Annotated in this window: 19 protein-coding genes; 17 read left to right on the forward strand and 2 right to left on the reverse strand. The window is 44.5% G+C overall.

Going from position 1 to position 15,056, the window contains the following annotated elements; genetic code table 11:
- The first annotated feature begins 2 nt into the window (after window positions 1-2).
- Complete coding sequence (locus NYE70_RS04940) at window positions 3-1,949, forward strand: ATP-dependent DNA helicase (RefSeq protein ID WP_341045219.1); 1,947 nt, start codon at window positions 3-5, stop codon at window positions 1,947-1,949.
- A 176-nt stretch (window positions 1,950-2,125) separates the two neighbouring features.
- Here NYE70_RS04940 and NYE70_RS04945 read toward each other — a convergent pair whose 3' ends face one another.
- Complete coding sequence (locus NYE70_RS04945) at window positions 2,126-2,968, reverse strand: formylglycine-generating enzyme family protein (RefSeq protein WP_213655233.1); 843 nt, start codon at window positions 2,966-2,968, stop codon at window positions 2,126-2,128.
- A 128-nt stretch (window positions 2,969-3,096) separates the two neighbouring features.
- Window positions 3,097-3,729: a glycoside hydrolase family 11 protein gene (locus tag NYE70_RS04950; protein ID WP_211020489.1), complete on the reverse strand. Its 633-nt coding sequence runs from the start codon at window positions 3,727-3,729 to the stop codon at window positions 3,097-3,099.
- 403 nt (window positions 3,730-4,132) lie between these two features.
- On the opposite strand from NYE70_RS04950, the gene NYE70_RS04955 reads away from it, so the two are divergent.
- The 16 genes from NYE70_RS04955 (at window position 4,133) to NYE70_RS05030 (ending at window position 15,045) form a co-directional block, all read left to right on the forward strand.
- Window positions 4,133-4,576 (forward strand): ferritin-like domain-containing protein, encoded by a 444-nt coding sequence (locus NYE70_RS04955; protein WP_445323830.1) that lies wholly within the window; start codon window positions 4,133-4,135, stop codon window positions 4,574-4,576.
- A gap of 273 nt (window positions 4,577-4,849) precedes the next feature.
- Complete coding sequence (locus NYE70_RS04960; RefSeq protein ID WP_341047517.1) at window positions 4,850-5,413, forward strand: sulfurtransferase TusA family protein; 564 nt, start codon at window positions 4,850-4,852, stop codon at window positions 5,411-5,413.
- A gap of 26 nt (window positions 5,414-5,439) precedes the next feature.
- Entirely contained in the window at window positions 5,440-5,835 is a 396-nt protein-coding gene (locus tag NYE70_RS04965; protein WP_213655232.1) for a DsrE/DsrF/DrsH-like family protein, read from the forward strand.
- 38 nt (window positions 5,836-5,873) lie between these two features.
- Window positions 5,874-7,004, forward strand: a complete 1,131-nt coding sequence (locus tag NYE70_RS04970) for an MBL fold metallo-hydrolase (protein ID WP_341047518.1) — start codon at window positions 5,874-5,876, stop codon at window positions 7,002-7,004.
- Window positions 7,005-7,023: 19 nt separating this feature from the next.
- Complete coding sequence (locus tag NYE70_RS04975; protein WP_211020492.1) at window positions 7,024-7,251, forward strand: sulfurtransferase TusA family protein; 228 nt, start codon at window positions 7,024-7,026, stop codon at window positions 7,249-7,251.
- A 44-nt stretch (window positions 7,252-7,295) separates the two neighbouring features.
- A complete protein-coding gene (locus tag NYE70_RS04980; RefSeq protein WP_211020493.1) occupies window positions 7,296-8,096 on the forward strand; it encodes a sulfite exporter TauE/SafE family protein in 801 nt (266 codons plus the stop codon).
- A 73-nt stretch (window positions 8,097-8,169) separates the two neighbouring features.
- Window positions 8,170-8,439, forward strand: coding sequence for a metal-sensitive transcriptional regulator (locus NYE70_RS04985; protein ID WP_211020494.1), 270 nt, complete (start codon window positions 8,170-8,172; stop codon window positions 8,437-8,439).
- Between the two features lie 44 nt (window positions 8,440-8,483).
- Complete coding sequence (locus NYE70_RS04990; protein ID WP_341045224.1) at window positions 8,484-8,792, forward strand: rhodanese-like domain-containing protein; 309 nt, start codon at window positions 8,484-8,486, stop codon at window positions 8,790-8,792.
- 40 nt (window positions 8,793-8,832) lie between these two features.
- Window positions 8,833-9,177 (forward strand): rhodanese-like domain-containing protein, encoded by a 345-nt coding sequence (locus tag NYE70_RS04995; RefSeq protein WP_341045225.1) that lies wholly within the window; start codon window positions 8,833-8,835, stop codon window positions 9,175-9,177.
- A gap of 177 nt (window positions 9,178-9,354) precedes the next feature.
- Window positions 9,355-10,032: a response regulator transcription factor gene (locus tag NYE70_RS05000; RefSeq protein ID WP_211020497.1), complete on the forward strand. Its 678-nt coding sequence runs from the start codon at window positions 9,355-9,357 to the stop codon at window positions 10,030-10,032.
- Entirely contained in the window at window positions 10,029-11,039 is a 1,011-nt protein-coding gene (locus NYE70_RS05005; RefSeq protein ID WP_341045226.1) for a HAMP domain-containing sensor histidine kinase, read from the forward strand. Before NYE70_RS05000 ends, NYE70_RS05005 begins: the two co-directional genes overlap by 4 nt.
- Before the next feature lie 83 nt (window positions 11,040-11,122).
- The gene (locus tag NYE70_RS05010; RefSeq protein WP_445323831.1) at window positions 11,123-11,845 is read left to right on the forward strand and encodes an ABC transporter ATP-binding protein; all 723 of its coding nucleotides are present in this window, start codon (window positions 11,123-11,125) and stop codon (window positions 11,843-11,845) included.
- Entirely contained in the window at window positions 11,842-12,591 is a 750-nt protein-coding gene (locus tag NYE70_RS05015; protein ID WP_213655224.1) for an ABC transporter permease, read from the forward strand. The genes NYE70_RS05010 and NYE70_RS05015 overlap by 4 nt, the downstream gene beginning before the upstream one ends.
- The gene (locus NYE70_RS05020; RefSeq protein ID WP_341045229.1) at window positions 12,588-13,346 is read left to right on the forward strand and encodes an ABC transporter permease; all 759 of its coding nucleotides are present in this window, start codon (window positions 12,588-12,590) and stop codon (window positions 13,344-13,346) included. Before NYE70_RS05015 ends, NYE70_RS05020 begins: the two co-directional genes overlap by 4 nt.
- 120 nt (window positions 13,347-13,466) lie before the next feature.
- Window positions 13,467-14,144 (forward strand): hypothetical protein, encoded by a 678-nt coding sequence (locus NYE70_RS05025; protein WP_341045230.1) that lies wholly within the window; start codon window positions 13,467-13,469, stop codon window positions 14,142-14,144.
- Window positions 14,145-14,160: 16 nt separating this feature from the next.
- Window positions 14,161-15,045, forward strand: a complete 885-nt coding sequence (locus NYE70_RS05030; protein WP_341045232.1) for a YwqG family protein — start codon at window positions 14,161-14,163, stop codon at window positions 15,043-15,045.
- The last annotated feature ends 11 nt before the right edge of the window (window positions 15,046-15,056 follow it).

Below are 15,056 nucleotides of genomic sequence, written 5' to 3' on the forward strand. Positions count from 1 at the left end.
ACGTGGAATCTTACCCATTTACTTATGATCCCGGAACACCATTTATTCAGCAAGCTGCGGACTGGGTTGCGGACGTATTTTACGAGCTGTTGCCGGAAGCGGGCTTTGAAGTTCGGGATGAGCAGATCTATATGGCGTTTCAATTGGAAAAAGCATTCGCCGACAAAAAGACGATTTTCGCCGAAGCGGGGGTAGGCACAGGGAAAACGCTGGCGTATCTTCTGTATGCGGTATGTTACGCACGATACACGCGAAAGCCCGCGATCATTGCCTGTGCGGACGAGTCTTTGATTGAGCAGTTGGTCAAACCGGAGGGCGATATCGCGAAGCTGGCCAGACACCTGGATTTGAACATCGATGCACGTCTGGGTAAATCGCCGGATCAATATCTGTGTCTTAAGAAACTGGATCAGGCGAGAATTCATGCCAAGGCGGATGTAAATTGGGAAGAAATCGCGGCAAGCCTGCCCGGTTTTGTCTATTCCTCTGCACCAATGCAGGCATTTCATGCTTACGGAGACCGGAGAAATTATCCGCAGTTAAACGACGAACAGTGGAATACGATCAATTGGGATTCCTTCCAGGACTGCTTCACCTGCGACCGCCGTCACCGCTGCGGACAGACATTGTCTCGGGATCATTACCGGCGGGCTGCCGATGTCATCATCTGCTCGCATGATTATTATTTGGAGCATGTGTGGACCTATGATGGCCGCAAACGGGAGGGACAGCTGCCGCTCTTGCCGGAGCATTCCACCGTTGTGTTCGATGAGGGGCATCTGTTGGAATCGGCGGCCATGAAGGCGTTCGGCTATAAAATGAAGCATGCGACCTTTGAAGAATTAATTACGCGCCTCCTGCAAAATGAAATCCGCGAATCCCTGGCCGTGCTAATTGATGATTCAATCGTGCAGAGCGAAGTTATGTTTCATGCGTTCGAGCGATACAATCAATCCGTTGCGGGATCGGACCGCAGAGAAATCGTCTTGAACGAAACGCTGCTCAGCGAAGTGCGACGGTTCCGTGACTTGCTTTCGGCGATAGAAGAGGAGCTTGTCTTTGAAGGTGAGCTGTATACGCTGGACCATTATCAGCTTCGTATCGTCGAGGAACATATGGAAATGATGCAAAAAGCGCTCCTTCTGTTTGAGCAATCGGAATCAACGGTGATCTGTTGGGTGGAGGACAGCCCGGAAGGGCTTATGCTCTCTGTCATGCCGGGTACGGTTAAAGAGCTGTTGAAAACGCAGGTTTTTCATCTTAAAATGCCGGTCATTTTTTCCTCGGCGACTATGTCGGTGGACAGCTCTTTCCGATATATGGCGGACAGTCTTGGCGTTGAGAGCTTCCTGTCCTTTTCAGTGGATTCACCTTATGCCTATCAGGAGCAAATGGAGGTTCTAGCACCGACATGGCCTCTTTCAGAAGGCTTCGATGGGAAGATGAAGGAGGCGGTACGGCTTCTTCAGCAAACTGGTGGCAGAGCACTCATTCTTTTCCGGACCCGAGAAGAGCTTCGTTTGTTCAAGGAACACGTGAAGGCCGAACCGATGCTGGGCGGGATATCGTTCTATTATGAAGGCGACGGAGAAATCAGCCATCTGATCTCGGCATTCCAGCAGGAGGAAGAAAGCGTCTTGTGCGCGGTCAGCCTATGGGAGGGTCTTGATGTTCCGGGGCCGTCGCTCATGAATGTGATTATCTGGTCGCTGCCATTCCCGCCGCATGACCCAGTATTTAACGCCCGGCGAAAAGCTGTTGCCGACCCCTTTAATGAGGTGGACATGCCATACATGCTGTTGCGGCTTCGCCAAGGCATCGGCCGTCTGATTCGTTCGCGGGACGACTCCGGTATCGTCGTACTACTGGGCGAAGAATTGCGGACCCATTCTGAGGTAACGGACAAAGTGAAATCCGTTCTTCCCAAGGGCGCTGAGCTGAAGTCATGATCCATGCAACACGGATGGGCGGTAATTGAGCGTACAACGATAGATGTGATTAGCAGAATACAAAATCATTGGTTCCATAAAGGTTCATGGCATTAAACGTCATGAGCCTTTTTCTTTTAGTGCAATCCGTCTGCGGTCAAAAACGAGTATTCAATCTGGAACTGCATCGTTTCCGTTTACCCATTTCGGCTCACGCGAAAGCCCTGATCGGGACCAAAGCCGTTTGCTTCAAACTTGCCCCGAAATGATATCTCGCTGCTTCCGATGTCGCCGATCCAACCACCGCCTTTAACACTTCGGAAGGAACCGGTGTCATTATCCAAATTCTCTCCGTACCAGCTCCAACACCACTCCCTGACATTGCCTGACATATCGTAAAGTCCTAATTCATTGGGTTTCTTGAGCCCGACGGATTTTGTCTGGTTATGGTTGTTTTCTATGACGGGCCAATTCCAATCTCCCTTCAGGTATTTATCACCGGTATTTCTCCAGAACCATGTCACATCATCCGCCTTATTGCTTCCGCTGTAAGTGTAACTTTTGCTTCTTTGGCCTCCGGCTGCGGCATATTCCCATTCCGCTTCCGTCGGCAAGCGGTATCCATCAGCTTCCGCATTGATCGTTACGGTCCATTTTATATTATCGTTCTCACTCATATTATTCGGGTCTTTAGTACTCTTATCTATATTGTAATAAGGTTTTAAACCTTCTTTTATGCTCCTCGCATTACAGTACTCCACAACGTCATACCAACTTACCATTTCTACCGGCAAATCATCGCCGATGAATTGGGATGGATTGCTTCCCATGACCTCAACCCATTCTTTTTGGGTCACCTCGTATTTTCCGATATAAAAATTCGATAAACTGATGCTTTTTCCATAGAAGTTAGACTTAGTGTTTTTGAAGGTTCCGCCCTCGACGAATACTAGGGAATTGTTCTTATCCTGTTTTTCCTGGGAACAAGCGGTGGCAACAAGCGTTATAGCGATCAGCAGTAAAAAGAGTAGCTTTCTCATCGACAGATCTCCTTTAAAATGATGGGAACAGCAATATTCCGGTAGTAAGAAGGGGAGGGGCTTTTGAAATGAATGGAGGCCGTTGGCCGTGAGACCGAACGGCCCCAGCAAAATCAAAGATTAACCCGTTACCACACCGTTACGTTTGAACTCCCGCTGCTCTGATATCCCTCAGTCGCCAACACTTGGTAAGACCAACTGCTTCCCAAATTCATTCCTTTACTCTTCCAGGCGTTCACATGGTTGCTGAAAGTGATGGCGACGTTACTTCCGGTCGCTCTTTTCGATTGTCTTACACTCCAGAACTGTTGGAAGGTTTGCGTGCCGTCAATAGAAGGAGCGTTGTACCGCATCGTGGTATATATGTCATAGGTGCCTCCATCGCTAGTCACGGTGCCTTTATACGTTCCGGTAGGTCTATAGGTGCCCCAGCTATCGACAACGTAGTATTCGATGAGCGAGTTTCTCGTCCACCCATAGAGTGTTAAATACGCATTGCCTGACGGTGCCCAGACACCGGCATTGTAGTTAATGGTTCTGGTTGGAGATCCAGTAGCCCAACCTTTGCCGACAACAAAATTCCCGGTATTTTGCCATGAAACACTGTAATTGCCGCCGGACCCGTTGACCGCATTTACCGTCCCGCCGCCGTCGGTCCAATTTTGCCAATAGGTGTTCGCACTTGCGGTTATTGCAAACATACTGAAACTCATTGCAACCGTTAATACTAGCGTCAAGACTTTCCTATTAAACTTGATCATGTCATTACCTCCTGAATTTTTTTGTCCCTACTTTTTACCTACCTTTTACCTACCTGATCCTTCTTGGCATGTGTTTTCATGAGGCCCAAACTAATTCTGTGAAACTATGATTCTATCTTTCCTTTTACCTCCTTTCATAGAAAATTATAGAATGAAAACGCATACATTTTAACTTCTCAAATTAAAGGTTTTACCTTCTAAATTTTACATAAATACACATTTATGAACTTGAAATTCGCTTTCAAGTCTGGAAGCGATATGGGAAGAGGAGAGGCTTGTTACAGCCTTGAAATAGTCGTTTGAGGAACCGACCTGGGCTTATGTGCATATACTTCCAACAAATAAATGTTGGGAGGTATTAAACTTGTATCCATTTCCTTATGGTTGGGGAAGATACTATTATATGAGGTCCGAATTCGTTCCAATCTGGAACACCGGATTTCCGCAAGCATTACAAATGATCAAGGAAGCGGTACAGGGGGAGCGTAACGATGAATTGTTTTATGATGAATTGATCAATTTGGCTCCTACCAAAGAACAAGTGGCTATTATCGAAAGCATTCGTAACGATGAGCGCGGCCATAATAAAATGTTCAGGGAGATGTACCGGGCTCTCACAGGACAAGAAATTACAGGCATTAGCAATGAGCAATATGTGAAAGTCCAATCTTATGAGGAAGGGTTACAGCGCGCTTTGATGGGTGAGTTGGGCGCAGTGGAGAGATACCGGAACATTTGGTTTGGTTTACCAGTTGGCATTTATAAGGACACGGTATACGGAATCATATTGGATGAGCTTAAGCACGCTGCCAAATACAATTGTTTGATTACATTGAATCTCAAGTAGCTGATGAAGTTTCCTTCAATAACAAGCTCATTTTTTAAATTGTAACAAAAGACCTGCAATCAAATGCAGGTCTTTTTCAACGCCACCTGTTTTTAAATTTCTCTTTAGTGAAATTAAAGTTGGTATTTTTTGCTATGGGGTCTTAGATTGACAATAGTTTTTTATCTTTGTATTATACCCATAGGGGTATACGTATTATATAATTTAAATTCTTTACGAAAGACATCATCATTTAAAAGGAGGTTCTTTATATTGCCGGAAATTACAGCCGATATGACACTTGATTGTAAAGGACTTGCCTGTCCCATGCCGATTGTAAAAACCAAAAAAGCAATCGATCAGCTTGATGCCGGTCAAGTCATAGAAGTACAAGCTACCGATCAAGGTTCAATTGCAGATATTCAAGGTTGGGCCAAAAATACAGGCCATCATTATCTCGGTACTATTGAAGAATGTGAGGTGCTAAAGCATTACATTCGCAAAGCCAACCCCAATGAAGTGAATGAAGAAAAGAAATACCCCTTAATCATTTCAAGTGATGAGCTGCAAAAAAAGTTGAGCGAAAACGAAAAGGTTACCGTAATTGATGTACGGGAAACGGCTGAATTTGCATTCAACCGAATTGCAGGTGCCGTATCTATTCCTTTAGGTGAGCTAGAGCACCGGATAAGCGAGCTTAACCCGGACGATGAAATTGTTGTTGTCTGCCGCACAGGAAACCGCAGCGATATGGCATGCCAATTGCTTGCCGGAAAAGGCTTTAAGCATGTGAAGAATTTGGAATCAGGCATGTCGGGTTGGAATGGGTCCACGATAAAATACGATTCACAAAATTAAATTTCAATAATATGGAGGTCATTTATATGAATACAAAGGTAGCAATTATAGCAAGTAACGGTGGTTTGTTTGATGCTTATAAAGTTTTTAATATCGCGACAGCTTCGGCGGCAACGGATGCTGAAGTAGCCATTTTCTTCACATTTGAAGGTTTGAATTTGATCCATAAGGAGGCGCACCATCAATTACCATTGCCGGCAGGTGCCGAACATTTGGCGGAAGGCTTTCAGAAAGCGAATATACCGACAATACCCCAGCTAGTAGAAATGGCTCAGGAGATGGGAGTAAAGATCATTGCTTGTCAAATGACGATGGATGTCATGAATCTGAAGAAAGAGGATTTTATTGAAGGAATCGAGGTCGGCGGAGCCGTCACTTTCCTGGATTTTGCAAAGGATGCAAACGTCAGCCTGACATTTTAACTAAAGGAGGAACCATCTTGAATACAGATGCCAATCGTATGAATATGATGACGGCCAAGGAACTGACGCGGATCATTTTGGCGAAAGAAGAGATTTTTATTCTGGATGTTCGCAACGAAAATGACTATAACGACTGGAAAATCGAAGGTGAGAGTGTCGAGATAATCAACATTCCATATTTTGATCTCCTGGACGGCGTGGACGAAGCTCTTGATAAACTACCTGATGGGAAAAAGCTGCTCGTTGTCTGTGCAAAAGAAGGCTCTTCCAAATTTGTTGCTGAACAAATTGTTGATGCCGGCCGAACCGATGTGCATTATCTGGAAGGCGGAATGAAGGCATGGAGCGAATATTTGGAACCTGTCAAGATTGGCGACTTAAAAGACGGGGGCTCCTTGTATCAGTTCGTCCGAATCGGTAAAGGTTGCTTGTCATACATGGTCCTATCCAAAGGGGAAGCCGCGGTTATTGATACGCTTCGGATGACGGATGTTTTCGAGCAGTTTGCCAAGGAGCAGGGGGTACAAATAAAACATACCCTGGATACTCATTTGCATGCCGACCACATCTCCGGCGGAAGGAAACTGGCGGAACAATCCGGCGCAACTTATTGGCTTCCGCCAAAAGATGCGACTGAAGTGACATTCGATTATGAAAAGCTCGAAGAAGGCCAAGGCATCACGATAGGGTCTACGACACTCCGAATCCAACCGATTTACTCGCCTGGGCATACGATCGGAAGCACCTCTTTTATTATAGATGATCAATATCTGCTAACCGGGGATATCCTTTTCATTGAGTCGATCGGACGTCCTGATTTGGCCGGTAAGGCGGAGGATTGGGTGGGAGATTTGCGAAATACGCTCTATAACCGGTATAAAGAGCTTTCACAGGATTTGATTGTCTTGCCGGCCCACTTCGGTAAAGTGACTGAGTTAGGTAAAGGAGGCCGGGTCATGGCCAAGCTATCCGATTTGTTCCTTCATAATCCCGGATTGAATATTCAGCAAGAGAAGGACTTTCGGAGCGCTGTCACCGAGAACTTGCCGCCCCAGCCGAATGCTTATCAAGAAATACGTCAAACGAATATGGGAAAAATAACGCCTAGCGAAGAGGAGCAGCGGGAGATGGAGATCGGTCCTAATCGCTGCGCCGTGCACGACAAATGACAGGAGGAACCGAATTACTATGAAAACAGACATTTTAGTAGATACAAAAGGAATGGCCTGCCCGATGCCTATTGTGAAAGCAAAAAAAGCGCTGGACGGACTCCTTCCAGGTCAAGTGATGGAAGTTCATTCGACAGATAAAGGCTCCGTTAATGATTTTCAAGCATGGGTGAAGCAAACGAAGCATGAACTCTTAAAACATGAGGAAGAAAATAATGTATTTAAGTTCTTTGTAAAAAAAGTTTAGAAATCCAATAAAGCGAGCTGAGCTGAACTGAAAGGAGGAGGAGGATGGAAACCCTGCTAATGATCACGATGATCGCGCTTGGTTTTGTCGGTTCATTCTTTTCCGGATTGCTTGGAATTGGAGGAGCCATCATTAATTTTCCTCTGCTTCTTTATGTACCACCTATGCTGGGCGCCGCTCAATTTAGCGCACACGAAGTTTCGTCAATCAGCATGATTCAGGTTTTTTTCGCATCGCTTGCAGGAGTACTGGCATTCCGAAAAAAGAGCAAAACAGAGACGTCTTTGTCTTTAGTTAATAAAAGACTCGTACTTTATATGGGAGCCGGTATCCTGACAGGCAGCCTGATTGGTGGGTTTGTGTCGGGTATGCTGGATGGGGACCTTATTAACTTGATATATGGGGTTTTGGCGATAATTGCAGTAATCCTGATGCTCATACCGGGTAAAGGAACAGATGAAATAAGGGAAAACCTTCAGTTCAACACTTTTATTGCGGTCATATCAGCATTTCTCGTAGGAATTGTATCCGGGATCGTCGGCGCAGGGGGAGCTTTTATTCTAATACCGATTATGCTGACAGTCCTCCATATTCCAACACGTACAACAATTGCTTCATCGCTTGCTATTGTATTTATTTCTGCTGCCGGCGGTGTAATAGGCAAAATTTCCGGGGGAGCCATCCCCATTTGGCCGACGATTTTTACCGTCATCGGGAGTTTGATCGGGGCTCCATTAGGATCTAAAGTCAGCACGAAAATGAATGTGGATTTCCTAAGATACGGTCTGGTTGTCCTTATTGCCCTGACAGCTATCAAGGTCTGGTCATCTATCCTGTTTATCTGACTAAGTGTAAAATTCATCTATTTACTCTATACTATCCCTAGACAGGTATTGCGAAAATGGGGAGATGGTATCAATGGAATATAATTATCCGGATGAAATCAAAACACGTTTACGGAGAATAGAGGGACAAGTTCGAGGGGCACTTAGATTGATGGATGAAGGTAAGCCCTGCAAGGAGGTAGTTGCCCAGCTCTCTGCCATCAGGAACGCCTCCGACAGAGCGCTTGCTCAAATCGTGGCGGATAATCTCCAGCAATGTATTTTGGCTGATCAGGCAAACGGAAATCCTGATCCAGCTAAACTAGTCAAAGAAGCCGTGGAACTGCTTGTTAAAAGCAGATAATTTATAGCATTAATATATAAGATGAGCAGGAGGATGGATATAGCATGACTATCAAGGAAACAACACCAGAAGAAGTGGCAGGTCGCCTCAACAAGGGTGAGGCATTGAACCTTCTCGATGTTCGTGAACAGGACGAATGGAATGAAGGTCATGTTGCCGGAGCCAAACATATCCCCTTAGGACAACTGGATATGAGACTGGACGAGCTGGATCCTGATCATGAATTTATCGTGATTTGCCGAAGCGGAAATCGCAGCGGAATGGCATGCGAGCTATTAAGTAAAAAAGGACTTAAAGTCGTCAATATGACTGGAGGACTCCTTGCCTGGACTGACAAATTGGTTCGGGATTAGAGGTGAAGGAAGAATGAATTATCTACTTTATTCAGTACTATTGATATTTGTAATTTGGATGCTCTATAAACAGTTTGCTCCAGTGAAAGGTTTGCGAACCCTGACTGCGGAACAGTTTCAAAGTGAATCAAAGGGGAGTAAGGTGATCGACGTTCGGGAGTCTCATGAATATAAGCGGGGTCATATCAAAGGCGCGGTCAATATCCCACTTAGTCAGCTACAGCACCGTATGAGCGAAATTCCCAAAGATCGGGCGGTTTTGGTCTACTGTCAGAGCGGCATGCGAAGCAAACAGGCCGCAAAGGTTCTTGGACGCCATGGTTATTCCAATGTCGCGGATTTACGAGGCGGAATTATGTCATGGAAGGGTTCGATTCAAAGATAAGCACTTATAAGCATTATTCTATCCAAATTAAAACCAATGAGTTCAAGCTCATTGGTTTTTTTATTGTATAAAGCTGAGGTTGGCTCAAATTAAAATAATCTTAGAGGCAAACCATTTTTTAAGTTGTATGTGGTACTCTGTCTATTAGAGAACCCGATTTAGAGAGAGGGATGTTACTTGAAAAGAAGCGTGTTATATATTGAAGATAATGAGAAGATAGGCAGCCTGCTAAAAGAAGAATTGGAGCAGCGAGGGTTTTCAGTACAATGGCTGCTTTCCGGTGAAGGTGCCGAAAAAGAAGTAAATCGTCATGAAGTCGTTATTTTGGATATCATGTTACCTGGATTAGACGGTTTTACGGTGGGAAAACGTTTAAAAAAGGCGGCTCCCGCTGTTCCTATCTTGCTGTTATCTGCTCGAACATCGATCGATGATAAGGTAGACGGATTACAATTTGCTGATGACTATGTAACGAAGCCCTTCCATACGGATGAATTGGTTGCAAGATTAGAAGTATTAATCCGTAGAAAAGGTGGTACACATTCCGAACGAATTTCATTAGGAAATCAGATTGAAGTAGATCCGGAAGGTCAAATGATATTTGACAAAGAGACAGGAGAAGAAATTATATTGACGGGGAAACAGCATCAAATACTAATGTATTTCCTGCGCCACCCGAATCAAGTTTTAACAAAAGAACAAATCTATGAAGCCATTTGGGAAGAAGTATACATAACCGGTGATAAGACATTAATGGTGCACATCCACCGGCTGCGTCAAAAGCTGGAACGTCATCCCGATTCCCCAGAGATCATTGAAACGTTGAAGGGAATAGGCTATCGGGTGAAAATATGAAGCAAAACAGATCCTTATTTCGCCGTTTCCTAAAAGTACATTTTCTATTTATCTTTCTTCCTCCTATTCTGCTTATTTTCATCAGTGCATTTTTTGGGGTTTCTGATATCCATGAAAATAATGTAAATACGTTACATTTGTTTTACGTTACTGTTCTATTGTTTGTTTTTATTATTGTTGCATTTGTGGCCTTATCTTGGCTGTTTTTCTTGAAACTTCAAAAGCGTCTCGCCAGTTTGCAGGAAGTCATGTCATCTTCAGCAATAACTAACTCCTTTCCTAAACCCATATCTGTTCAAGCGGATCGCATGGATGAGTTAGACCAGTTAGGGAGCTCCTTTAATTGGATGATTCAGCAGTTGGAGGGAAGCCGCAAGCAAGCATATGAAGAGGAATTACTGAGACATCGACTCATTGCAAATTTATCTCACGACCTGCGAACGCCGCTTACTATTATGAGAGGGCATGTCACCAGACTAAACAAAGAACCCATAAGTTTAGAAGGTCAACACTCATTAACAGAGATCAACCATACGATCACAAGGGTCGGAGACCTAATGGATGATCTACTTTCCTATACCTTGCTTACATCAGGGAAACATCCTTTTGAGCCCGTTTCAACAGACATTGGACGTTTAGTAAGGGCAGCTGTTGCTGCGTGGTATCCCGTATTTGAAGAACATGGAATTCAGCTTGATGTGGATTTACCGGCTGACGAAACTTTTTATTGGGAAGCAGATCCGAAATGGATGACAAGGGTTCTGGATAATTTGTTTCAGAATATTGTTCGCCATGCAGCAGAGGGGAAATACGCACACATTGCGGTGGATGTAAAAAGAGAACTGATTATTGTTGCGGACAGAGGTCCCGGTTTGGATAAATCTTCACATGGGAGTGGAGCGGGGATTGGTTTATCAACTTGTGATTATATGTTAAATAAAATGAATCTGAAGGCTGACTTTACATCCAATGAAGATGGCACAAACGTAGCTATCGGCAGAGCTTAACCTAAAGGTAAACCAGAAGTAAACGACAGGATAGCTGTAATGTAACTTTGCATCTCTATAATTGGAACCATAACAGAAAGGAAGTGTTATGGTTGCTTGAAATTAATAACTTGGTCAAACATCGCGGAACTCAAGAAATCTTATCGGGCATCAGCTTTAAGGCTAGAGCTGGTAGAGTAACTGGTTTTTTAGGTCCGAATGGGGCAGGTAAAAGCTCTACACTTCGCATCCTGCTTGGATTGGATCGCGCCACCTCAGGGAGTGCACTCATTAATGGCAAGCCATTCGCAGAATTACATAATCCTCTAGCTACCGTAGGCGCCGCACTTGATGGATCAGGAGCACATCGTAAGCGGACAGGACGAGCTCATTTACGATGGATTGCTCGTGCCGCAGGTTTGCCTAACTCACGTGTCGAGGAAGTTTTGGAAATCGTAGGTCTTACTGATGCAGCGGGTCAAAGAGTAGGGAAGTATTCCCTGGGTATGGGGAAGAGACTTGGAATGGCGGCTGCGCTTCTGGGTGATCCCCAAATACTGGTTTTAGATGAACCCGTAAATGGACTCGACCCGGAAGGAATTCGATTTATTCGGACATTTTTACGTGAACGTGCCGAATCCGGGAATACGGTGTTACTATCCAGTCATCTAATGGGAGAGCTTGCGGAGACGGTTGATGACGTGGTGATTATTAAGCATGGGAAAATCGTTGCCGACGGAACCCTGGAACAAGTAATAGGTAACCATTCTTCGCTGGAGGAAGCCTTTTTTGCCCTGACATCTGAGAAAGCGGGTGACACGGTATGAGGGCGTTCAACGCGGAACTATCTAAATTGTTCTCTCTGCCGGGCATTTGGCTTGCCTATCTTATTGGAGCAATTGCCCCGGCGGCTATATCTGCCTTGGAAAGTATGGCACAAAAAGAAGAGATCCTTGCTGGAGTCAGCACACGGCTATCGGAAGTTGGATATATCGGATTAGCTCTTGGTGTGCAAGGTGTCATTATTCTCGGAGTGCTTGCCGTCAGCAGTGAGTATTTGACAGAGAGCAGTGAATCAGGTGGAGGACAACAGATTACAACAAGCTTAACGGTTGTTTCATCAAGGTTTCATTTATTGCTGGCCAAAGCTTGCGCTGTGACCGTGACCAGCATACTGCTTAGTGTTGTTGCTATTATGACCACTATTTCAGCCACTCATTTCGTTCTTGGTGAGTACACCCCTGCATTTGAAGTGTCCAAACTGATCGGTGCAGTTTGTTACTGGACATTTACCGCACTTTTGGCATTTGGGATTACTGTTCTGACTAGGAACGGCATTATTCCACTTGCTGTGCTGATCATAAATACCTCCGTTGTATCATTCAGTTTCCTGCTTTCTAAGGTTACGAAGTTGGCGTTATACTTACCGGATCGGGTTGGTATTGAAATGTTTATGTTTACTAGCGACAGGTTTCTCACCCCCTTCACAGGCGGTTTAGTCATGTTTGCCTGGGTATTTGTCCTTTTCATTGTTGCAGCTATTGTATTTCATAGGAGGGACGTTGCGGCATGAGGGTTCCTTCAAGTAAAAAGATAACTCTAATTCTTGGTGCTGAACTAGGCAAATTAATTACACTACCTTTGACGTGGCTCACGCTTATAGGCACTTTCATTCTCAATTTATTTTTAGCCGCAGCATTTACTTCGGTTGGTCTGCAAGAGACAGCAGGGACGCAAAGTATATTGAATATAGGTCTTGCTTCTATGGGATATCTTCAAGCAGGATTTATTATTCTGGGAATCTTAGCTGCTTGTTCGGAGTATACCGGCGGACAGATTCGAACAACTTTAACTACCGTACCTTGGCGTGGGCTGCAATTATCCTTGAAGCATTTAGCCTTGGCAATCGTAACCATTCCCGCTGCGTTTATAATCGCTGCATCCGGTGTGTTTTATACTTTTATAAGAATGAGAGACACAGCAACAGGGCTTGAAATAGACACCATGTTAGCAGCAATAGCAGGTGCGACAGGCTATCTAACCTTAACCACACTTCTCAGTGCAGCTATGGGAGCTTTAATCAGACGAACTACACCTGCTTTAGTGATATTGCTTGGTTATTATTTTGTGGTCAGTCCTTTGACGAGAGACCTTCTGCCTGGGTTGAAAAGGTATCTTCCGGATACGGCAGGATCTTATATGTATATGCCGCTTTCACCTGATGAAATAAATGCCTTTTCGGCGTTGCAAGGTACAGGTATTTTAATGTTATGGACCCTGCTCTTTATTATAGTAGCTATTATATTTTACCGGAGGCGAGATGCCTGAAGAGCCGCGAACAACGCGGTTCTTTTTGTTTTATTTGCTGATTTGAGAAATGATGCCTGCTTAGGATATGATTAGAAATGACTCATCACTCTGCCGATCAGCGAAAGAGGAGAGGTACATATGGATAAACAGTCTTATGCAAGATTCTTGTTTCAATCGATGGATGAAGAGATAGATTCAGACGAATCGGATATTGAAGAGGCTCAATTTTACGGGTATTTCCAAATGTATATGCCGGACGGAAAAGGGGTGGAAAAGACCTTCGTTCCTCTTCAAGTAGATGGAGATGAGTATTTTCAGAGAATTATACGTATTTATGAAATGTTGGACCCTGAGGATTTTAGCGGGGACGCAGTTCCTGGTTATTTTCACGGTAAAGCCGGTGATGTGCCGAGCGATATTCTAATGAATTATGGCAGGCAGTTTATTCAAGGCTTGAAGGATTTATTGGCTGAAACTTCTGAAAAGAATGACACGGCAGATGCAGCGGCTTACCTGACAGGAATCGAAGAGGTTAGAATTCTGCCTCATGGATCCATCGAAGATATCCGGCAACAATACGATCCGGAAATCTATGAAACGATATCTGATATCATCAGCGAGCATAGGGATTATAATGAACCGATCGAAATATTGGACGAGGCGTATTACTCGATTGCCTGCGATTACTGGATTTCCTATTATCTCCAATGGCATCGCTATGGGCTCAAAGCAGATCCGTTCGCACCGTATTTTGAGTTGTATCGATTAGGATACTCAGCGGTCTTTGCGGAAAACAAACTATATATTGGTTCTTAAAAGGAGAGTGTAAGAATTGTTAAGTGAAAATCATCTGAATAAACTCGAGCGGGTCGTTCAGGAATACCAGTTCGAACATGCCATGGAATATTTTAAAGAATCTATACGCCAAGGTATTCGCTTATCCAAGAAAGAGATCGAAAGTTATAACGAAACTTGCCTTTCCCGTATAGGAGGCGATCCGGATTTGCCTGCTGACGTAGAATGGCCGGTGAATTCTGAAGGTACTCATATGACGTTCTTGGCTCAGCTTCGTTTAAATGAATTGGTACCTCATGTTGTATCAACACTATTGCCAGCAAAAGGCATGCTGTACTTTTTCGTAGGGGTGGATGAACCCGCCTATGGAATCGAGCACAAGGTAATCTATTTGCCGGAAGAGAAGCTTCAGGAAGCTAAACGTTACCATTCACCAGAAGAGACAGCTCTTGAGGGTGAGTTTACCGGTTATCGGGTAAGTGCCAGGTCCACAATGGAACCACCCAATTATGGTTATGTAGATTATGACATTATAGAAGACGATGAGCATGACTATGAACTATATGAGGAGCTATGCTTCGAATTGAATGATGAGAATTCAAGCGATCTGGCCATGATGTTCGGTTATCCCTCAACCCAGCACGGAGATTGCGAATACGAAGCGGCACTTCATCTGTTGACCGGCCAAAAGTATAACTATTCCATGGAATCTGCGTTAAAGACGATCACGGATCATTTCAAAGGAGATTCCGATCGAGCGAAGCAGGAAGTGCAGGATACGTTGTTATTGCTAGCGCTAGATTCCGATCAGGACGTGGGATTCTGCTGGTGGGACGCTGGAGAATTGCAGTTTTTTATTCGAAAAGAGGATCTCCTCGCAGGCAACTTTGCAAACACGTATTGCTCCCTATATTCGAGTTAAGGGGTCACCAG

This window comes from Paenibacillus sp. FSL R5-0407, assembly GCF_038009185.1.
In the GTDB taxonomy this organism is placed as follows: domain Bacteria; phylum Bacillota; class Bacilli; order Paenibacillales; family Paenibacillaceae; genus Fontibacillus; species Fontibacillus vini.